We start from the raw sequence: 20423 nt of genomic DNA on the forward strand, positions 1-20423 counted from the left end.
GATGTGTCACAGTTCACAAAATCATCAGAATTTCGCATTGTCAAGAGAATCTCGAAATTATTGGATGAATGGGGTTCCTGTGATTAACTTCGATACATGGCACAATCCACGCGCGTCGACGACGCCTATCGCAGCCTCAGGAGGGACATCCTCAGTGGTCGACACCTGCCTGGCGCCAAGCTCCTGTCGGCATCACTGCGCGAGGAGTACGACATCAGCAGTGGCGTCCTCCGCGAAGTGCTTCCGCGGCTTGCCGGCGAGGGTCTCGTCGTATCCGAACCCCAGCGCGGATTCCGCGTAATACAAGTTTCGGTTAGTGACCTCCGTCAGCTCACGGAGGCTCGCGTCCTTGTCGAGACGGCCGCTCTCCGCCAGGCTATCGAGCGCGGCGATCTGCAGTGGGAGACCAGAGTCGTTGCGGCGCATCACACTCTCGCTGGATCCACACCTCGCGACGACGCCGGGAACCTGTCCGACGAGTGGCTCCTCGCACACTCCAACTTCCACGAGGCACTGCTGTCAGGAAGTCCGAACCAGCGACTGCAACGCATCGCAAGCCAGCTGCGAGATACGACCGAACTGTACCGATGCTGGTCCAATCGCCTCGGCGACGAGCCGGATCGCGATATCGAAGGCGAGCATCGGCGCATCTTCGAAGCCGCCATCGCAAGGGAGGCCGACTGTGCGGCATCCCTACTCACCGAGCACTACGAGCACACGACGCAGATCATGATCCGTCTCAGCGAAAGCCTCGGCTAGCCGAACATCCAACCGACGGCGAGCATCCGACCGTCGTAGCCGACGCGACAACAAGAGGGCGATAGGACGCACTGAGGCGTCCTCGCCTCCTTCAATAGGCACAGCCATCGACCCCGCATCGTCGGATCCCCGTCAGTAGACAGCCGTCACTTCCTCCACGGCACTCGGCTTCGACACGCCTGCAGATTCCGCCCCACCCTCACTCCACAACGCAGACAGCAGGTTCCGTCCGCACCGCTCGCATCCAGGGGATCAACTCGGTCTAAATAATCTCGAAATTCTCTTGTTTTATCGAAATAATGTCGGTATAACTAGTAATGTTCATCACACCCGGAGGCTGATCAACGCACTTACCTGCCGCCCTCGGCGGCAAGGGATCAGATACCTCTCGCACAACCGGAAGGCACCACGTGAAGTTCGCCAACTATGACCAGCGGGCCGTTGTCACCGACGGACACCGCGCTGTTTACGTCGCCGATGCCAGTGCCGGCGAATTTGCCGACGACCCCCAGCAGATCTTCGCGCGATGGACCGAGTTCGCAGCCTGGGCGGCGACAGTCGACGTCGCCGATGGTTTTGTCATCGATCCCAGCAAACTCGGAGCACCGTCGCCCAAGCCTCAACAGGTTTTTGCCGTCGGCTTGAACTACGCGGCACACGCTCGGGAGAGCGGAATCGACGTTCCACCCGAACCCGCTGTGTTCACGAAATTCCCAACCTCGGTCGTCGGCCCCGACTCGGATCTCGACCTGCCAACGGACACTGTCGACTACGAGGCCGAACTGGTCGTCATCATCGGACAACCGACACATCGGGTCAGCGAGTCGGACGCGTGGGACCACATCGCAGGAATCACTGTGGGACAGGATATTTCCGAAAGAACACGCCAAAGAGTCGGCCCTGCAGCACAGTTCAGCCTCGGCAAGTCATTCCCAGGATTCGCCCCGACCGGACCGTGGCTGACCACCATCGATGAGGTCCCCGACCCTAACAATCTCGGCATCGGGTGCTCGATCAACGGCACGGTTATGCAAAAGGCACGAACCGACGACTTGATCTTCTCGGTACCGATCATCGTGGCAAAACTCTCGGAGATTCTGCCGCTGCTTCCGGGAGATCTCATCTTCACCGGCACTCCCTCTGGAGTCGGCGGCGCACGGACGCCTCCGGTATTCCTTCGTGACGGCGACGTGCTCGAGACCTGGGTCGAAGGCATCGGAACGATCACCTCGCGATGCCGAGCCGGCATTCCCTACCCGTCCCCGCGCAACGCCTGATAGGAGCACACCATGGCACTCCACCGACTGGTGTCAGTAACCATCGGAATCCCGAACCTCGACGAAACTGCCCGATACTACGAGGAATTCGGCCTTACCCCTTTGCGGGACAACAGGTTTGCCACCGTAGACGGCGGTGAGCAGCTGCGCCTGGTGCACGCCCCGAACCGCCGGGTTGTGGACGTTACTTTCGGTGCCGATAACCAGGACGATATCGACCGTATCGCGCGCCAACTCCAGAAGCTCGATCTGGATTTCACTACCAGCGACGGCCGGGTAGAGACATTCGAACCGATCGCCGGCTTCCGAGCGACGGTCGAGGTAACGTCGCACATAATCCAGTCTCCGGTGTCTGCGCCGGTCTACAACGGCCCAGGCCGGATCGACCGTAGCAACAACCGGGCCCCCGGCATTTTGCGCGAAGATCGTGTGCGGCCACGCAAACTCGGCCATGTAGTGATCGGCTCGACGGACCAAGCTGCTACACAGAAATTTTTCACTGACGGCATCGGACTCAAGATCAGTGACGTCATTCCGTCACTCGCCGCGTTCATGCGGTGCTCGACCGACCACCACAACATTCTTGTGCAACAAGCGCCGGCGGACTTCTTGCATCACACTTCGTGGCAGGTCGACGACGTCGACGAGATCGGCCGCGGCGCGATGGCCATGCTCGAGAACCACCCGGAACGCCACGTGTGGGGCCTCGGCCGACACCACGTGGGCTCAAACTTCTTCTGGTACTTGAAGGATCCAGCCGGAAACTTCGCGGAGTACTACTCCGATCTCGACTGCATCGTCGATGACGCCCTGTGGAAGCCCGGGGTCTGGGAGGGCGCGAAGGGACTCTTCAACTGGGGTCCACCGCCGCCGCCGTCGTTTGTCATGCCCGAGGATCTCGCGGCGCACATGACCGGATCGCACGATGCCGGCTGACTCCGTCACGGCGGACGGCGCTTTGTGGGCTCCGTCCGCCGAGTTTGCCGCGCAATCGGTCTTGACTGACTATCTCTCTTGGCTCCAACGCGAGCGGCAACTGGATTTCACCGACTATCGCCAACTGTGGGAATGGTCGACCACCGACCTCAGTGCATTTTGGTTGTCGATTCGCGATTACTTCAACCTCGACATCGACGACCCTCAGCAGGTCCTCGATGAGAGTGCGGGGATGCCACACGTCCGGTGGTTCATCGGTTCGACCACAAATTACGCCGCGAACGCGCTTGTCCACGAACAGGAAAGCGGACTCGCGCTTCAGTCGCTCAACGAGTCCGGTGTGTTGACCACAATGACGTGGCGAGAACTTCGGCTCGCTGTGGGCGGCTTGGCGACGTGGTTCCGTGCGCAGGGCATTGTTCCCGGCGACCGGATTGTCGCCTATGTCCCCAACATCGCCGGCGCAGTGATCGCTATGCTCGCGTCCGCCGCGGTCGGCGCAGTGTGGGCGTCTTGCGCGCAGGAGTATTCAGCTCAGGGTGCGCACGACCGGTTTGCGCAGCTCGAACCCAAGATTCTCATCGCAGCCGACGGATACCACCACGGCGGCAAAATCTTCGACCGCCGCCAGAGCGTTACCGAATTGGCCGGCTCGTTGTCGACCGTCGAGTCCGTGGTCTGGATCGACAACCTGGGGCTGCTCGACGAAACAACCCGAGGGGAAAGGTTCACCGACCTCACCGAGAACGGCTGCGAGCCGGAATTCACGCGCGTGCCGTTCGACCACCCACTGTGGGTACTGTTCTCCTCCGGCACCACCGGACCGCCGAAGGGCATTGTGCACGGTCACGGCGGAATCCTGCTGGAGCACAGCAAGTTCTGTGGCCTGAACACCGACCTCGTTCCGGGAGACCGATTTCTGTGGCTGGCCACACCGAGCTGGATGGTGTGGAACATCCAGATTTCCGGACTGCTGGTCGGGGCGACGATATCGACCTATGACGGTGCGCCGTCATGGCCTGATGCCGCGCAGATATGGCGCATCGCCGAACGCCTCGGTCTCGATGTTCTCGGCGTCAGTGCCGCAAGTCTGGTAGCCGCCCACAAGGGCGATATGCACCCGCTGGACGTCGCGCCGAACCTCACACTGAGTGCCATCGGCAGCACCGGTTCACCACTCCCTCCCGATACCGCAACCTGGGTCTACCAACGACTTCCGCAGGTGTGGTTGGCCTCGGCGAGCGGCGGCACCGACATCTGCTCGTCGTTCGCCGGTGGTGTTCCCACCGAACCGGTGTTCGCCGACCAGATCCAGGGCCCCGCGCTGGGCGTGCGCCTCGACGCCTGGAATGAACACGCACAGTCGGTGATCGGGGAAACCGGCGAGATGGTCGTTACTCGCCCGATGCCGTCGATGCCCATCCGCTTCTGGAACGACACCGACTTCGCGAAGTACACGAGCGCTTATTTCGACCACTACCCCGGGGTCTGGCGTCACGGCGACTGGATCACGATCACCGAACGGGGTGGCGTCGTCATTCACGGCCGTTCAGACGCCACGATGAACCGGCACGGGGTACGAATTGGAAGCGGCGAGATCTATCAAGTCGTCGACCAGTTGCAGGAAGTGGCCGACAGCGTGGTCGTTGGTGTCGAGCTTGCCGACGGTGGGTACTGGATGCCGTTGTTCGTCGTGCCGGCACGCCCACCCGTCGATACCCGTAGGCTCACCCAGCTGATCCGCAACGAGATTCGAACTAACGCCAGTCCGCGACATGTTCCCGACGAGATCATCCTCGTCGACTCGCTTCCGCACACCCGAACCGGAAAGAAGCTCGAAGTCCCGATCAAGCGAATCTTGCAAGGGGCCGACCCTGTCGCGGTGCTCAATCCACAGGCGGTCGACAACGCCGATGCGCTCTACCAGTTCATCGCTTTCAGACCACTCGACAAAACTCGCACCGATCCCCCGATCGCCGCACGAAAGTAGTCCCCATGTACCGAGTTGCCATCGTCTACAACCACCCTGAGGATACTGAGCTGTTCGATTCCTATTATCGGGATCAGCACCTCCCGAAGGTTCGTAACATCCCCGGCCTGCAGCGTCTCGCGGCCGGAAAGTGCGATCCGCTGGGCGGCGGCCCAGCTGAGGCGTACGCCCTCGCGATGCTGTACTTCGAAAACCAGGAGCAGTGCAACGCCGCCTTGTCCTCCCCCGAAGGCCAAGCCGCTGCCACCGATGCTCAGCAATTCGCTACCGGCGGAATGACACTCATCGCGAGCAACGAAGAAACCATCTGGCCCTGACGTGCCGGTGGCGCGACTGCGCAAAGTCTGTACTTGATGTGAATTACCCACCACAAGGAGTATTCAAATGTTCAGTGAGACAACGGAACACATAGAAGTTCCCGTTCTGATCGTCGGTGCCGGACCTGCGGGGTTGGCTCTGTCGTTGACGCTGGCCCGGTATGGAGTCGAGCACCTCCTCGTCGAACGATACGAAGGAACCGCCCACACCCCTCGCGCGCACATCATCAATCAGCGAACCGTCGAGATTCTGCGCCATCTCGGTATCAGCGACGATTTCCATGCGGTGGCCACGCCGCAACACCTCATGGCAAATAATGTGTGGTCGACGAGCCTGACGGGCCCCGAGATCGCACGTTCGGAAACCTGGGGTACCAGTCCCGACCGTGCCGCCGACTACTTCAAAGCCAGCCCCGAGCCGATGGCGAACTGCCCACAAACGGTGCTCGAGCCACTATTGCTCGAGGCAACACGCGAAGCCGGCAGCGATGTCCGCTTCGGGCACGAGTTTGTCGAGTTCGTTCAGGACGACACCGGAGTCACCAGCACTCTGCGCCACCGAGATACGGGCGACGAGGTGAGTGTGCGGTCAACCTATTTGGTGGCTGCAGACGGGGCGAACAGCAAGATTCTCGGTCAAGCGGGGCTGTCGGCCGAGGGACCTGACGATCTCGCACGTGCAGCCAATGTGTGGTTCCGCGCGGACCTGTCCAAGTACTTGGAGCACCGACCGGGAGTGCTGTCGTGGAACGTGGCACCTGGCCCCCACGCACCGCTGCGGTTGGGGACGTTGGTCTGCCACAAGCCTTTCACGGAGTTTGTGCTGATCTTCATGTTCGACCCTGCCACGGACCCTCTCGAAGATATGACCAACGAGCAGTTGGTTGACCGCATTCGGGCTTTTGTCGGCGACGATGTCGACCCGGAGATCCTTGGCGTAGCCGGCTGGCAGGTTCGAGCCCAGGTAGCACCGCAGTATCACGTTGACCGCGTGTTCCTGATGGGCGACGCGGTCCATCGGCATCCGCCGACAAACGGGCTTGGCCTGAACATGTCCGTCGCCGATGCCTACAACCTCGGATGGAAACTGGCGTTGAATCTCGCCGGACGTGGAGGCCGCGCACTCCTCGACAGCTACACCGCCGAGCGCCAGCCAGTGGGTGTCGAGGGCGTGAACCGCGCAATCACCAGCCTGCAAGAATCGGGTGCAGTCGAAGCCGCACTGGGCTTTGAACCAGGACAATCTGTCGAGGACGGGCAAAAAGCCCTGTCAGTACTCTTCGAGGCGGGTCCCGCGGGCGATGCACGTCGTGAAGCCCTGCGACAGGCCGTCGAACTGAGCAACTACCAGTTCAACGCACACGGAATCGAGCTCGGCTACCGCTATCACAGTGATGCGATCGCATCGGAAGATCAAGCGGAAGCACCGCCGACGCGTGATCCGCAGCTCTACTACGAGCCCACCTCCCGTCCTGGAGTGCGCGTCCCCCACGCTCGCCTCGAACGCGACGGTCGCGAGGCTATCTCGTCGCTGGATCTCGTCTCTGGACTCGAGTTCGCACTACTCACCGGCACCGGAGGCCAGGAGTGGGAACGCGCCGCCGCGACGGCCACCGAACGTTTCGGTGTACCTGTCCAGGTTCACATCATCGGCAGAAACAGCAGCATCACCGACCCCTATGGCGAGTGGGCCCAACGCCGTGAGGTCGACGAGTCTGGTTGTGTGCTGGTCAGGCCGGACCGCCACGTCGCTTGGAGAAGCACAAGCTATACCCCCGGCAGCGACACGGAACTCGTGTCCGCTGTCGAACGCGCACTTGGACTGTCTCAGTGACCTTCTGAATTCCCTACGTTCGCCCACCACTAACTCCTTCACTGGCCGATGCCGGCTCGCGTATTACTCACTGCGAGCCGGCATCGGTAGCGGCACATCACGCACTGTCGTTGCAGTACTAGGCGACGCGCACCTTCTCCGAACGTCTCGGCTCGCCGCGATACCGGGCCATGTCGCCGGCAATTCCCAGCTTTCTCCACGCCCGCCTCGACACGGGATTCATCAAACCGAGTTCGTCTGCCAGCGTGCGCATTTCACCGAAGTAATTTCCCAAGATTCGACGCGACTGCGGACTGCTCCAGAAGGCTTCTCTTATTACCGACTCGGGAATGTCGAACTTCTTGGCGAATTCCTTTGGCGGTGACATTATTTCGCCGGACAACCACCGCATTGCACCGGGAAAGGCGACGGACGTCATCGCTCGGCCGAACGGACTCAGCGCTGGAACATGCTGACGCAGGAAGTCGTGAGCAAAGGAGATGTGCCGCGCCTCTTCGGCAATGTGAATCTCCATGGTGCGCAGCATGACCGGCACCGTGTCCTTACCTTCGCGGATAAGGTCTTTCTGAAAATGGTCGATAGGCTCTTCACCGGCAAGGATGCCGATGAAGAAGATGACCGGGAATTTGGCGCCGAGCAACCCCACAAACGGCGACAAGCGCCGGAACAACGGACGCATCCCCGGCACGTCAACGTCGACGCGGTTGACGAATTCCTGGAACATCTGGATGTGATTGCACTCTTCGGTCATCTCGTGAAGGCAGTACCGAAACTCGGGAGATTGGTTGGGTAGCGCCATGATGTACTGCAGCATTCCTCGGATCAGAATGCTCTCGAATGCCGAGCCCACCTTGGTTACGTTCGCCTGACGCCATTTTCCCATCGCGATACGACGTTCCAGCGATTGATCCTGATACCAGCGGGTGGCGCCGAGTGGATCCGATACCGCCGAGAGTACCCAGCGCGGATCATTCGGGTCTATCGCGAATTCCGGTGAATCCCAGTCGATATCGAGGTAGGGATCAAACCGCCTGTGCACGGACCCATCGGACAGTGTTGCGAGCAACTCGCGGTAAGGCTGATCCATTTTGATAGACGTTGACCGAACCATCGGTGTCTCCTCAAGGCGCCTGTTCGTCGATCGTGATCAACGAACTCGATTGCGCCTAAACTTAGTGTGACACCACGTCTCACGCAACCCCTTCGCTGCCTACGAACCTCCGACATCACCGACCACAGCCGCGATCGCCTCCTCCTGGATAGGCGAAAACTGGGTGCCCCTGGCTGCGGCAAGGGGTTGCGGCAGCCGTGGCGCGGAATGGCACCGCGCGAGCGCAATATCTGCACCGGAGTGCCCGATGTCTCGGCATCTATGATCTGATGGTCATCGACACGGGGTGCCGAAAAAGTCGGCTGAGATCAGACCCGATGAACCTGACCAGTTAGCACTGGCGGAGGGATGTCGTCATGACCGAACAGTTTCAGCGTGCTCTCGAACTCAACGAGCAGATCGTCCTGATCACAGGTGGGGCACGTGGCCTCGGCGCCGCCTTGAGCCGCGCATTTGCGGCACAAGGTGCACGGGTGATCGTGAACTACCACAAGAGTGAAGTAGCCGCCCACGCCCTGGTGGCAGAATTGGGATCCGACCACGCTTTCGCAATCCGCGCAGATGTGACCGATCGACAGTCCGTCGATCAGCTTTTTGCCACCGCACGTACGCATTTCGGCGCGCCGATATCTACCGTGGTCAACAATGCTCTGATTGATTTCACCTTCAACGGCGATGCACGCCCGAAGGCCGACACGATTTCCTGGGCAGATTTCGATGCACAATTGCGCGGCAGCGTGTCGGGAACTCTCAATACGACGCAAGCTGCGATTGACGGAATGCGGGCGCTCGGATTCGGCCGAATCATTACTGTCGGAACGAATCTGGTTCAAAATCCGGTGGTGCCCTATCACGACTACACCGCCGCCAAAGCTGCACTCCTGGCACTCACGCGGACATTCTCCGCAGATCTGGGTCCCGACGGCATCACCGTCAACATGATTTCCGGCGGACTCCTGCGAACCACCGATGCCAGTGCGGCAACGCCCGAAGCCGTGTTCGACATGATCGCCGAGAGCACTCCCCTACGTAAAGTGACCACGCCGAGCGAATTTGCCGACGCTGCACTGTTCTTCGCCTCTCCGTGGTCACGTGCAGTTACCGGCCAGAATCTTGTGGTCGACGGAGGACTCGTCAAGAACTGATGAGAAGACAACTTCATTTGGGTGCGTTCCTACTCGGCTGCGGACATCACAGCGCCGCCTGGAGACACCCGGACTCGCCCGTCGAAAGACTCGGCGACATCACGTATTACGAGTCTCTGGCCCAAACTGCCGAACGCGGAAAACTTGATGCAGTTTTCTTCGCCGACGGTCACAGCGTTCGTGAACCGGAATCCGGCGCGTCGTGGTTCCTCGAACCGATTACGGCATTGACGGCGATGGCACGGGCAACCGAGCACGTCGGACTGGTCACCACAATTTCCACGACGTTCTACACGCCATTCCATGCAGCGCGACTACTCGCCTCACTCGATCACATCAGTGGCGGGCGTGCGGGTTGGAACGTGGTGACTTCAATGTTCAATCAGGAAGCACGCAATCACGGCCTTGACGCCATGCCTGATCATGCCTCCCGATACGAGCGCGCTGACGAGTTTGTCGACGTAGCTCTGGCACTGTGGGATTCGTGGTCCGAGGATGCCCTGATTCTCGACCGCCAGGGTAGATTTGCGGACGCTACCAAGATTCATCGAATAGGTCATGAAGGCAAGAACTTTCGCGTCGACGGACCGTTGACTGTTCCGCGATCACCGCAAGGAAGACCGGTACTCTTCCAAGCCGGCGCGTCGGAACAAGGTCGAGAGTTGGCGGCACGACGAGCAGAAGCGATCTACGCGGTTGCCTACGATCTATCGAGCGCGCAGACCTACTATGCGGATGTTAAGGCCAGAATCGAAGAGTCCGGTCGAGATTCCCGTTCCGTAGCCGTCATGCCCGGCCTGGTCACGTACGTCGGCAGCACACTTGCCGAAGCACGTGCGAAGAAGGCTGAATTAGATCGACTGTTGCCGACCACCCAGTCGATCCGGCAACTCTCGCTGTTCACCGGCCAGAACTGCGAAACCTGGGACCTTGACGCTCCGGTGCCGCCCCTGCCGGACCTCGAATCTTTCGACGGTCCGCAGGGCCGGTACGCCACGATCCTGCGGACCGTGGAAAAGGACTCGCCGACGGTCCGGGAATTGCTCGGAACCTTAGCCGCCGGCGGTGGTCACGCAACCATGATCGGAACACCACAGTCCATTGCCGACGAGATGGAATCCTGGTTTGTCGACGGAGGCGCTGACGGCTTCAATCTGATGCCGCCAACTTATCCTCAAGGCCTGGAAGATTTTGTCGACCTGGTGATTCCGGTACTTCAGGCTCGGGGTCTCTTCCGACGCGAGTACGAGGGTGCAACGCTGCGCGAGAATCTAGTCGGTCCGGAGAGTGCAGCACCGACACCGGGGGCGAAACAGGAACACTCCGCAGGCAAGGACAGCTGAATCCCTCACCGCGCAGTGCGGTTCGGCGGGGCGCTGTACAGAGCGGCGACTGCTTCGTAGCCTGCCGCAGCGTAGTCGTCTTCGAGTGAATCGGACTCGTTGTGCAGGTCATCGATGGTGGTGTAGCCCAGGCGCCAGACCGGCAGAGCGAATCGTTCGTTGAGGACATAGTTGTAGGCGCGGGCCGCGATGATGTGGCGCGACTTCGGGATCCGCTCCCCGAGCGCCTCGACAGCAGGCCGTCCGCTGATTTCTTTGTTCGTACCCGCGGGAGAAAGATTCAATACCCGGGCGACGTGCGGAACGGGAAGTGATGCGGCCGGGCACTGCGGGGACGTCGGTCACGACGCGAAGGCCGAAGCCACAGGAGTACACAGCCGCTTCGAATTCGACACTGCACCAAGATATTCGAGCGCCCATGTCGATCATGCAGACCGAGCGACCGTTCGGAAAGTAATGCCCGCGCCTACGGGCGTACGGATGGCGTGAGTCCGGGGGCACGGGGATGATCGGGCGGGGCACACCGTCCGCGTCTGCGTCGACGATCGGTTTGCGGTAGCGCATCCGCGCCCATGTCGAGACGACTGTCGAATCCAACGCGACTGCCCCGGTCGGCGGGTTGCACCACAGTGATGATCATGAACGACTTTCGGTCGGTGAGAAACAAGTAACCGTCGTCATCGAGGTATCCGATATCGCCGGTGCTCGTTCGAGGCAGTGTCGATCCGAAGGCGTACATTCCACAGCTGATCGTCCTGGAAGGAATGCCGCTTCCGTCCGACACCATGCTCACCACATTACCGTTGAGCAACATATACGAGGCCGAAGTCGCGTCGTCGAGCGGCGAAGTGGTCAAGCCAGTCCTGCTACCTGACAGTAAAACTCGGCGTCGTCAGAACTTCGGCGTCGCCGCCCACGCTTTCAGCCGTCCAGGTGGCTTTGATCGACGCGACAACGGACTGCAGAAGCGGATCCAGGTCGACCAACTCTCGATTCCAGACGATACCCACGTGCAGTTCGAGCTCGTCACTCAACGGAACCACAGCGAATCCCGGATCGGCAAAGATTCCGGCTGCGCCACCGGTCGAGGGGTGCAAAGAAATTGTGATGCCCTTGTTGCGCCTGATGTGACTCGCCAGGAGCACCGTGTCGTAGTCGGGCATCCGGTGGAACTTCTTGATCCCGGACTCCACGAAACGCTGGCGCACTCGGCGCATCGCGAAAGGGTGCGGGGTCGCGGGAGGCACCGTCAGTGTGCGATGAGCGAGATCTTCGAGCGCGAGCACTTCGCTACTCGCCAATGGATCGTCGGCGAGCATGGCGACCACGAACGAGTACGACCCGATAATCACGCTGTCCAGCAGATCGGTGTTGATGGGTAGATGAACGAGGGCAGCAGCAAGATGACCCTTCTCGACATCGGCAATCAGATCCGCTGACTGAGCGACGACGAAATCCACCGAACACGGCGCCGCCGCGTCTTCTACGACTGCTATGAAACTGTCGGTCATCGCGGGCGGCGCCCGGTGTGTTCCCCCGATACGCATCACCCGGTTGCCGTTGACGAACTCCGCGGCGACGACGTCGAGTTGGTCGATACCACGAAGGACGTCGCGGACTCGCTCGAGCAGTGCCCGGCCCAACGGTGTCACCTGCACCTCGTGGTAGCGGCGGACGAACAGTTCGCCACCGAGTTCGCGTTCGAGTTCCTTGATCATCCGGCTCACCGGTGACGCCGTGAGGTGCATTCTGGCAGCGGCTCTGCCGAAATGCAGCTCCTCTGCAACGGCAACGAAACACCTCAGGTGCGACAGATCCATCCGTCGAGAATGTTCGTCGATCGAGCAGTAGTCAACTCGGGAATTCCTACACGTTGCGTTTTGCAGCATATGCGAGCGTCGAAATGAGTGATGGCCACCGCGACCACATTCGTGTGATCGTTGAACGAGCAGCAGGAAGCCCCCGGCCTTGTCGCGATCCACAGACATCCCCAATTCCACACTGCAGCAAACGTATTCACGAAAACTTGCAGGCGACGGCACCCAGCATCCACATGCCGGACAAACCCGTAGCTTCCCCTCGGTCCCGGACACGAGTTCCGTCACGAAAGGAATTCTCCACATGAGCATGCCGCAGGACCCCACGTCCGATCTGCCGAACGAACACGATCTTCCCTTGGCAAACGTCCGGGTCGTAGACCTCACCGGGCGGAGCGGCGAGATGGGTCCACGTATCCTCGCCGATCTGGGAGCCGACGTCATTCGAGTCGCGCCGATCGTAGTCGACCGGCCGTGCGCCGATCCTCAGGATCTCGCCGGAGTCGACGTCCATCACGAGACCCACAATGCGAACAAGCGCTCGGTGTCGCTGGACCTCGACACGACTGCCGGCATCGACATCCTACAACGACTGTTGCAAACGGCAGACATTCTCATTGAGGGTCTCGGAGTGGACAGACTGACCGATCTCGGTCTGGAACCGGCGGCACTTCGGCGGGAGTTCCCGACCCTGGTGATCGTGTCATTCAGCGATTTCGGCCGCACCGGACCGTACCGGAACTGGACGGCAACGGAGCTGGTACATGTCGCACTCGGAGGTGTGTTGTCACGGTCGGGCCTGCCCGGGCGCCCGCCGTTGGTTCCTCCCGGACCGATCGCACTCGAATCGGCCGCAGTCACCACCGCATGGGCCGCGTTACTCGCCTACTACAACCGGTTGCTGACCGATTCGGGGGACGACGTCGACGTCTCGGTGTTCGAAAGCACCGTTCAGATCATCGATCCGGGATTCGGAATGGCGGGATCCGCAGCCGGCGGCGTACCGACATCCGACGGCCCCCGCGGACGACCCGATTCGAGCCATCTGTACCCGATCTTCCCGTGCACGGACGGATACGTACGCCTGTGCATCCTCAGCCCTCGGCAATGGCAGGGGATGTTCGAATGGATGGGTAGGCCTGCTGAGTTCGCGGATCCCGAACTCGGTCAACTGAAACACAGATACGCCGCAGTGGGCACACTGTATCCCGCGATCGAAGTATTCCTTTCTTCCAAGAGTCGCACGCAGGCGGTGACGGAAGGCCAGCAGTTCGGTGTGCCGTGCGGCGAACTACTCGACTTCGCGGAGGTTCTCGACTCCGAACACTATTCGGAGCGAGATGCTTTCGCTGCGGTCCCCACCCCCTGGGCGCACTCCGAATCCCGAACGGACTGATGGAGATTGACGGCACGCGAGCCGGAATTCGCAGGCGGGCACCGCAACACGGAGAATACGACACCGAGATTCTCTCCGATCTACCACCCCTGGCCGGCCCGTCGACGGCGAACTCGCCACAAGCGAACCCCGTCCGACGGCGACCGCTGGACGGAATTCGGGTACTCGATCTCGGCGTCATCGTCGCAGGTGGCGAAACAGGTCGACTTCTCGCGGACATGGGCGCCGAGGTGATCAAGATCGAAAACACCGCCTTCCGTGACGGTAGCCGACAGTCCATGTCCGGCGCACTCATCACTCCGGTCTTCGCCTGGGGCCACCGAAACAAGAAGAGCATCGGTATCAACCTCCGTTCTCCCGAAGGCCGTACCTACATTGCGTCGCTCGTCGAACAATCCGATGTCGTCCTCTCGAACTTCAAACCAGGAACAATGGACAAACTCGGCTTGTCCTATCGGGAGCTGTCCCGGATCAATCCTCGGATAGTCGTTGCCGACTCGAGCGCATTCGGTAACAGCGGCCCTTGGAACGCCCGACTCGGATACGGTCCGCTGGTCCGCGCCTCGACCGGTCTGAGCCTGGCTTGGAAGTACGACAACGACAACGGCGGATTCGCTGACGCCTCCACCATCTATCCTGATCACGCAGCGGCGAGAGTTTCAGCGATAGGTGTTCTCGCGCAGCTTGTCCGACGCCTCAGAACCAGCCGCGGCGGAACAGTGAGCGTGGCCCAAGCCGAAGTGATTCTGGCTCAACACTCGGATCTGTTTGCCAGCGCATCGGTACGCATCGGCGCGGAGCCGGACAGAGGAACTGGCAGCGCGCCGAGCGGACTGTATCCCGCCGCAGGCACGGACGAATGGATCGTGATCGACGTCCGCGACTCCGACGACTGGGAACGACTGGCCAAGTGCATCGGCTCGATCGAACTCGTATCCGACCCCCGATTCGAGACTGCGGCGAAACGCCTCGAACACCGCTCCGAACTCGACGCCGTCATCGAGAACTGGACCCGCAGTCGATCACCACGGGCAGCAGTCGATCTACTCCAGGAAAACGGAGTCCCGGGCGCCATGATGCTGAGGCTTCCGGAACTACCCGGAGATCCGCACCTGCAGGCACGCCAAACCTTCAGAGTCGCAAGGCATCCGTTGATCGATCGCCTCCTGCCCAGCGAGAACACACCGGCGCACTTCGAGAACATTCCCGATGTGGAGTTACGACCGGCTCCGCTTCTCGGCGAACAGACCCGCGAAATCGCGTCGACCCTTCTCGGCTTGTCCGACGAGGACATCGATCGCATGATCGCCGCTGGCGTCCTCGAGGAAGAACTCCCTCCGACCGACACCGACAACCGGTCGGTCACAAACTACTGAAAACCCGGTCACCGTGCCGACGGTCACCGCGAACACCAGAGCGAACTACAGAAAAGAACAGCGCCATGACCGTCATCCCCGCCCATCCCGTCGTACCTGTCGATCCTTCCGCGAACCGTCAGCTCGAATTGCTGCGCGCACAGCGTGACGACTTCCTGGCCGACGGACCGCCGTCTGCCGAAGTTCGACTCGATCGGATCGACCGGTTTCTCGCCTCCGTCCTTGAGCACGGCGACGAGTTGACCGAGGCCCTCGACGCCGATTTCGGAAATCGTCCACGAATTGCGAGCCTGCTCAGCGACATAGCCGGCGTCATCCCCGGAGTGGAGCACATCCGCAACAACATCGACGAGTGGATGGCAGATCAGGAAGTGACCGGCTCGGATGCTGCAGGCACCCCAACCTTCGTGCAGATCCGCCCCAAGGGCGTGGTCGGGGTCATCGGACCGTGGAACTTCCCGGTACTTCTGGTCGTACATCCGGCCATCGAGGCGCTGGCCGCCGGAAATCGAATCATGATCAAGTTCTCCGAGATCCCGTCGAGAACCGCAGACGTGTTCGCCAAGGCGATTGCCACGAGAATGTCCCCGGAGGAAGTGGTAGTGATCAGAGGCGGAGTGTCGGCGGCATCGACATTTTCGGATCTGCCTTTCGATCACATCATCTTCACCGGATCACCAGCGGTCGGCGCCCTCGTCGCCGAAAACGCGGGCCGGAACCTGGTACCGGTGACTCTCGAACTGGGCGGAAAGAATCCGGTGGTCCTCGGTGACGACGCCGACGTTGCGTTCGCTGCCGAGCGAATCTCGGGTGTTCGGATGATGAACGGCGGACAAATCTGCTTGTGCCCGGACTACGTCTTCGTGCCTCGTGCGAAAGTCGACGACTTCGTGAACGAATACCGCAGTTCAATCGAGAATCACTTCTCGGACTACCCGAACAACCCCGGCGTCGTCACGATCGTGAACGACCGCAACTTCGATCGAGTCACTGCGCTCATCGACGACGCGGTGAGCAAGGGCGCACGCGCGATCTCTCTCGTCACCGACGAGGATCAGAAGTCCCTTCCGGACAGGGCATCTCGACGAATCGCGCCCACCTTGCTGCTCGATGTCACATCCCAGATGACAATTGCTACAGAAGAGATATTCGGCCCGGTCATCGTCGTGCATCCCTACGACGAGCTCACCGAAGCGATCGACCACATCAACGCGCAACCCAGCCCACTGGCAGCGTACTGGTTCGGGTCCGACAGCGCCGACTTCCGAGAGTACATACGCCGCACCACATCCGGTGGAGTAACCCGGAACGACCTCGCGGTCCACTGGGGCGTAGAAGGAGCTCCGTCCGGAGGAATCGGGCGCAGCGGAATGGGGGCGTACAGCGGCAAAGTAGGATTCGATACCTTCTCACACCATCGAACCGTGACGGCCAGTACCACCGAGACGGCGTTGGCAGCCCGAGTCATTCCGCCCGCCGGTGACATCGAAGCCGAAACCATCCGGGCCGCAATCGGTTACGCCCTGGACGCAATCCAGCAGCGCCTGAACAAGTCCTGAGGCTCTACGTCGACCCGACCACCCGAATAGGTTCACCATGCGCACCACCGCCGCCGTTTCCACCGGTCCGAACAGTTCGTTCGAACTCCACGAGATCGAGATTTCCGATCCACGCTCGGACGAGATACTGATACGGCTCGTCGCCACCGGTATATGCCACACCGATCTCGGCGCCAAGGCCGTCTCGACACCTGATGTCGCAGCTGTCTACGGGCACGAGGGCGCAGGTGTGGTCGAGAAAATCGGATCCGAGATCACAGATGTCCGAGTGGGCGATCACGTAGTGATCAGTTTCGACAGCTGCGGTAGCTGCCCGAGATGCGTTGCCGGGCATCAGGCTTACTGCCGGGAATTCGGTCTGCGCAATGCTTCCGGGAGACGGCTCGACGGTACGTCGCCGCTGACCACGCTGGACGGAACCGAGGTGTGGTCGTCCTTCTTCGGCCAGTCCAGTTTCGCGCGACACGCGATTGCCCGACGCACGAATGTGATCGTCGTGCCACCTGACGTGGATTTGACGATGGTTGCTCCACTGGGATGCGGATTTCAGACTGGGGCCGGTGCAGTCGTCAACATCGTCGATCCGGAACCGAGTTCGAGCCTGACCGTCTTCGGTACAGGCGGTGTCGGAATTGCTGCGGTGATGGCGGCTTCGGCACTCGGCGTGGAGACGATCATCGCCGTCGATCTCCACGCCGAGCGTCGACAACTCGCTCTCGACGTCGGCGCTACACACGCATTCGACGGTTCCGATCCCGATCTGTCGGAAAAGGTTCGCGCACTGACGAAAGAGAGACCGACGGCGGCGATCGACACCACGGCCGTTCCCCAGGTGATACGTACAGCCGCACACGTACTCGGACCCCTGGGAACCCTGGTTCTGGTGGGCATCGGCCAACCAGAAGTGAGTTTCGACGTCTCCGACATCATCATGTCGGGAAAGACGATCCGTGGCTGCATCGAGGGTGATGCCGATCCGGCGATTCTGATTCCACGTCTGCTCGCCTGGCATGCCGAGGGAAAGTTTCCGTTGGAGAAGGTGGTGACGACGTACGCCTTCGAGACGATCAACGAGGCCGTGCGAGCTGCGACCGGGGCAACGGTCAAACCGATTCTCATCTTCTGAACCTGAGCGCCCTGGTTGCCCGAACGCTCATTCAACATGACATCTATTGCAGGAGAAGCAGTACCGATGAACTCACTTCATGATATCGATCCCCGAACACCAGTTCTGGTGGGCGTGGGCCAAGCGTCCGAACGTCTCGACGATCCCGACTACCGAAAACTGTCTGCAGTCGGACTCGCAGCAGAGGCGGCACATGCCGCGCTCGTCGATACGGGCGTCGACCCCGTCCTGGTCGGTGCCCGACTCGACACCGTTGCCGGAGTCCGACAGTTCGAGATCTCGAGTCCGGGTGCGTCGGCCCCGCTGGGGAAGTCCGACAACTATCCACGTTCGGTGGCAGATCGCATTGGTGCCGACCCCACCCGCGCAATTCTCGAGGTCGTGGGCGGGCAGTCACCTCAGCATCTCGTCACGGAATTTGCACGCACCATAGCGGGCGGCGACGCGGATGCTGTGCTGATCTTCGGATCCGAGGCGATCTCCACCACCCGCCACCTCGCGGGGACCGACGACAAACCGGACTTCGGCGAAACCCGCGGGGGTGAACTGGACGACCGCGGATTCGGATTGAACGGGTTAGCCTCAAGCTATACGGCAAGCCACGGGCTCACCGACATCCCTAGTCAGTACGCGTTGTTCGACAACGCTCGCCGCGCCCGTCTCGGGTTGACTCGCGAAGCGTATGCGCAATCGATGGGTGAACTGTTCGCACCATTCACCACTGTGGCGGCGAAGAACCCACATGCCGCCGCTCCGACGGAACGAAGCGCGGACGAGTTGGCCACCGTCACCGAACGCAACAGAATCATCGCCGACCCGTACCCCAGATTCCTGATTGCACGCGACCAGGTGAACCAGGGAGCCGCCGTTGTGCTGACGTCAGTGGCAGTCGCCACCGAACTCGGGATACCGCAGGAGAAGTGGGTCTTCCTGCACGGTCAGGCCGATCTCCGTGAGAAGGACCTGCTCGATCGCGCCGACCTCGGCACCAGCCCCGCCGCGATCACTGCTGCCCGGCATGCACTCGAGGTCGCCGGCATCGGCGTCGACGACCTGAACGTGCTCGACTTGTACAGCTGCTTCCCGATTGCCGTGTCGAACGTGTGCGACGGGCTGGGGCTGGAGGCCGACGACCCTCGCAACCTCACCTTGACCGGCGGGCTGCCCTTCTTCGGCGGTGCCGGCAACAACTATTCGATGCATGCCATAGCCGAAGTGGTGCAGGCGCTTCGCGCGGCACCAGGGACTTACGGCTTCGTCGGTGCCAACGGCGGTCTACTCAGCAAGTATTCGACCGGAATCTACTCGACCACACCGATGAACTTGCGGGAAGACAACAGCACCCGACTGCAGGTCGAACTCGACTCGGCACCGAACGTGCACGTCGCAATCCGAGCGGACGGCTGGGCAGAGATCGAGACCTACACAGTTCAGCACCGACGTAACAAGGTGCTCGGGATCGTAGTGGGTCGCCTCGACGACGGACGCCGCTTCCTGGCCACCGGCATCGACGGCGACAGCGAACTTCTCGCCCGTCTTCAGATCGGGGAGCCGATCGGGAGCAGAGTGTTCGCGAGATCGTTCGGACCGGGCAACGTCGTCACGTTGTCGGAGGAGCGCATGGACGAACTTCGTCCTCGAGCCATGCCGCAGCTGCGCAACGACTATCAGTTCGCCACAGTCCGGCGTACGGGCCATCTCCTCGAAGTGACGATCAACCGCCCCGAGACACGCAACAGTCTCACCCCGCACGCCAACGACGAGCTCGACCAGATATTCGACGCTTATTTCGCCGACCCGGACCTCTGGGTCGCGATCCTCACGGGAGCCGGCGACAAATCATTCTCCGCGGGCAACGATCTCGGTTACTCGGCGAGCGGGAAACCCATGTGGGTGCCCAAGAACGGTTTCGCTGGGCTGACGAGCCGACGGAACATGACCAAACCTGTCATTGCCGCGGTCAACGGTTTTGCCATGGGCGGCGGATGTGAAATTGCTCTGGCCTGCCATCTCGTTGTCGCCGACGAAACGGCGCAGTTCGCACTCAGCGAGGTGAACGTGGGCCTCGTCGCCGCAGCCGGTGGACTCGTCCGGCTGCCACGCTCCGTCCCCGAGAAGCTGGCAACCGAGATGATCCTGACCGGCAACAGGATATCCGCGGAGACTGCCAAGACTTACGGCCTCGTCAATCGAGTCGTCCCGGCGGGCACCGCACTCGATGGAGCCCGTGCGTTGGCGGACGAGATCCTGACCGGATCACCTACGTCGGTACGCATTTCACTTCAGATCATGAATGAGACTCGTGCGGTATCTGACGTAGTCGACGCGATCGATCAGCGGTCGCCCGCTCTCGACGAGTTACTGGTCAGCGAGGACCTCGTCGAGGGACTGACGGCGTTCGGGTACAAACGTCCACCCGAGTGGAAGAACCGCTGAT

At 61.1% G+C, this 20423-nt stretch carries 16 protein-coding genes, 1 pseudogene and 1 riboswitch; of the genes and pseudogenes, 13 read left to right on the forward strand and 4 right to left on the reverse strand.

The features are described 5' to 3' along the window. The first annotated feature begins 96 nt into the window (after positions 1 to 96). The 6 genes from BDB13_RS22800 to BDB13_RS22825 all read left to right on the forward strand — a co-directional run bounded on the left by BDB13_RS22800 (position 97) and on the right by BDB13_RS22825 (position 7113). Positions 97 to 759: a GntR family transcriptional regulator gene (locus BDB13_RS22800; protein WP_094273816.1), complete on the forward strand. Its 663-nt coding sequence runs from the start codon at positions 97 to 99 to the stop codon at positions 757 to 759. 410 nt (positions 760 to 1169) lie between these two features. Then, entirely contained in the window at positions 1170 to 2036 is an 867-nt protein-coding gene (locus BDB13_RS22805; RefSeq protein WP_094273817.1) for a fumarylacetoacetate hydrolase family protein, read from the forward strand. A 12-nt stretch (positions 2037 to 2048) separates the two neighbouring features. Then, entirely contained in the window at positions 2049 to 2972 is a 924-nt protein-coding gene (locus tag BDB13_RS22810; RefSeq protein ID WP_094273818.1) for a VOC family protein, read from the forward strand. Then, entirely contained in the window at positions 2962 to 4962 is a 2001-nt protein-coding gene (locus BDB13_RS22815) for an acetoacetate--CoA ligase (protein WP_094273819.1), read from the forward strand. The genes BDB13_RS22810 and BDB13_RS22815 overlap by 11 nt, the downstream gene beginning before the upstream one ends. A gap of 5 nt (positions 4963 to 4967) precedes the next feature. Beyond that, positions 4968 to 5279, forward strand: a complete 312-nt coding sequence (locus tag BDB13_RS22820) for an EthD family reductase (protein WP_094273820.1) — start codon at positions 4968 to 4970, stop codon at positions 5277 to 5279. A gap of 67 nt (positions 5280 to 5346) precedes the next feature. Then, on the forward strand, positions 5347 to 7113 hold the full coding sequence (locus BDB13_RS22825; protein WP_094273821.1) for an FAD-dependent monooxygenase: 1767 nt from the start codon (positions 5347 to 5349) through the stop codon (positions 7111 to 7113). Between the two features lie 118 nt (positions 7114 to 7231). On the opposite strand, the gene BDB13_RS22830 is transcribed toward BDB13_RS22825, so the two are convergent. Beyond that, positions 7232 to 8224 (reverse strand): AurF N-oxygenase family protein, encoded by a 993-nt coding sequence (locus BDB13_RS22830; RefSeq protein ID WP_094273822.1) that lies wholly within the window; start codon positions 8222 to 8224, stop codon positions 7232 to 7234. A gap of 272 nt (positions 8225 to 8496) precedes the next feature. Continuing rightward, positions 8497 to 8590: riboswitch (TPP riboswitch) on the forward strand. On the opposite strand from BDB13_RS22830, the gene BDB13_RS22835 reads away from it, so the two are divergent. Further along, complete coding sequence (locus BDB13_RS22835) at positions 8581 to 9369, forward strand: 3-oxoacyl-ACP reductase (protein WP_094275127.1); 789 nt, start codon at positions 8581 to 8583, stop codon at positions 9367 to 9369. (Overlaps the previous riboswitch by 10 nt.) Then, the gene (locus tag BDB13_RS22840) at positions 9369 to 10712 is read left to right on the forward strand and encodes an LLM class flavin-dependent oxidoreductase (RefSeq protein WP_094273823.1); all 1344 of its coding nucleotides are present in this window, start codon (positions 9369 to 9371) and stop codon (positions 10710 to 10712) included. Before BDB13_RS22835 ends, BDB13_RS22840 begins: the two co-directional genes overlap by 1 nt. A 5-nt stretch (positions 10713 to 10717) precedes the next feature. Here the strand turns inward: BDB13_RS22840 and BDB13_RS22845 are convergent, their stop codons facing one another. From BDB13_RS22845 to BDB13_RS31760, 3 genes and pseudogenes are all read right to left on the reverse strand, one after another. Continuing rightward, entirely contained in the window at positions 10718 to 10996 is a 279-nt protein-coding gene (locus BDB13_RS22845; protein ID WP_094273824.1) for a hypothetical protein, read from the reverse strand. Between the two features lie 344 nt (positions 10997 to 11340). Further along, positions 11341 to 11421 (reverse strand): annotated as a pseudogene (locus BDB13_RS31755) (AMP-binding enzyme); the annotation flags it as partial. 157 nt (positions 11422 to 11578) lie between these two features. Then, positions 11579 to 12532, reverse strand: a complete 954-nt coding sequence (locus BDB13_RS31760) for a LysR family transcriptional regulator (RefSeq protein ID WP_176459655.1) — start codon at positions 12530 to 12532, stop codon at positions 11579 to 11581. A gap of 301 nt (positions 12533 to 12833) precedes the next feature. On the opposite strand from BDB13_RS31760, the gene BDB13_RS32600 reads away from it, so the two are divergent. The 5 genes from BDB13_RS32600 (at position 12834) to BDB13_RS22885 (ending at position 20422) form a co-directional block, all read left to right on the forward strand. After that, on the forward strand, positions 12834 to 13925 hold the full coding sequence (locus tag BDB13_RS32600; RefSeq protein WP_217902146.1) for a CaiB/BaiF CoA transferase family protein: 1092 nt from the start codon (positions 12834 to 12836) through the stop codon (positions 13923 to 13925). Continuing rightward, a complete protein-coding gene (locus BDB13_RS32605; protein WP_217902147.1) occupies positions 13925 to 15301 on the forward strand; it encodes a CaiB/BaiF CoA transferase family protein in 1377 nt (458 codons plus the stop codon). Before BDB13_RS32600 ends, BDB13_RS32605 begins: the two co-directional genes overlap by 1 nt. 65 nt (positions 15302 to 15366) lie before the next feature. Further along, positions 15367 to 16860, forward strand: coding sequence for an aldehyde dehydrogenase family protein (locus BDB13_RS22875; RefSeq protein WP_094273828.1), 1494 nt, complete (start codon positions 15367 to 15369; stop codon positions 16858 to 16860). Between the two features lie 37 nt (positions 16861 to 16897). Continuing rightward, complete coding sequence (locus BDB13_RS22880) at positions 16898 to 17986, forward strand: NAD(P)-dependent alcohol dehydrogenase (protein WP_094273829.1); 1089 nt, start codon at positions 16898 to 16900, stop codon at positions 17984 to 17986. Positions 17987 to 18052: 66 nt separating this feature from the next. After that, positions 18053 to 20422, forward strand: coding sequence for an acetyl-CoA acetyltransferase (locus BDB13_RS22885; RefSeq protein WP_094275128.1), 2370 nt, complete (start codon positions 18053 to 18055; stop codon positions 20420 to 20422). The last annotated feature ends 1 nt before the right edge of the window (position 20423 follow it).

The organism is Rhodococcus sp. OK302 (assembly GCF_002245895.1).
Lineage (GTDB): Bacteria > Actinomycetota > Actinomycetes > Mycobacteriales > Mycobacteriaceae > Rhodococcus_F.

What these genes read in the sequence shown, in the direction of transcription:
- BDB13_RS22800 (WP_094273816.1), top strand. Translation starts at nt 97, where the DNA reads ATGGCACAATCCACGCGCGTCGACGACGCCTATCGCAGCCTCAGGAGG.
- BDB13_RS22810 (WP_094273818.1), top strand. Translation starts at nt 2,049, where the DNA reads ATGGCACTCCACCGACTGGTGTCAGTAACCATCGGAATCCCGAACCTC.
- BDB13_RS22815 (WP_094273819.1), top strand. Translation starts at nt 2,962, where the DNA reads ATGCCGGCTGACTCCGTCACGGCGGACGGCGCTTTGTGGGCTCCGTCC.
- BDB13_RS22820 (WP_094273820.1), top strand. Translation starts at nt 4,968, where the DNA reads ATGTACCGAGTTGCCATCGTCTACAACCACCCTGAGGATACTGAGCTG.
- BDB13_RS22825 (WP_094273821.1), top strand. Translation starts at nt 5,347, where the DNA reads ATGTTCAGTGAGACAACGGAACACATAGAAGTTCCCGTTCTGATCGTC.
- BDB13_RS22830 (WP_094273822.1), bottom strand. Translation starts at nt 8,224, where the DNA reads ATGGTTCGGTCAACGTCTATCAAAATGGATCAGCCTTACCGCGAGTTG.
- BDB13_RS22835 (WP_094275127.1), top strand. Translation starts at nt 8,581, where the DNA reads ATGACCGAACAGTTTCAGCGTGCTCTCGAACTCAACGAGCAGATCGTC.
- BDB13_RS22840 (WP_094273823.1), top strand. Translation starts at nt 9,369, where the DNA reads ATGAGAAGACAACTTCATTTGGGTGCGTTCCTACTCGGCTGCGGACAT.
- BDB13_RS31760 (WP_176459655.1), bottom strand. Translation starts at nt 12,532, where the DNA reads ATGGATCTGTCGCACCTGAGGTGTTTCGTTGCCGTTGCAGAGGAGCTG.
- BDB13_RS32600 (WP_217902146.1), top strand. Translation starts at nt 12,834, where the DNA reads ATGAGCATGCCGCAGGACCCCACGTCCGATCTGCCGAACGAACACGAT.
- BDB13_RS32605 (WP_217902147.1), top strand. Translation starts at nt 13,925, where the DNA reads ATGGAGATTGACGGCACGCGAGCCGGAATTCGCAGGCGGGCACCGCAA.
- BDB13_RS22875 (WP_094273828.1), top strand. Translation starts at nt 15,367, where the DNA reads ATGACCGTCATCCCCGCCCATCCCGTCGTACCTGTCGATCCTTCCGCG.
- BDB13_RS22880 (WP_094273829.1), top strand. Translation starts at nt 16,898, where the DNA reads ATGCGCACCACCGCCGCCGTTTCCACCGGTCCGAACAGTTCGTTCGAA.
- BDB13_RS22885 (WP_094275128.1), top strand. Translation starts at nt 18,053, where the DNA reads ATGAACTCACTTCATGATATCGATCCCCGAACACCAGTTCTGGTGGGC.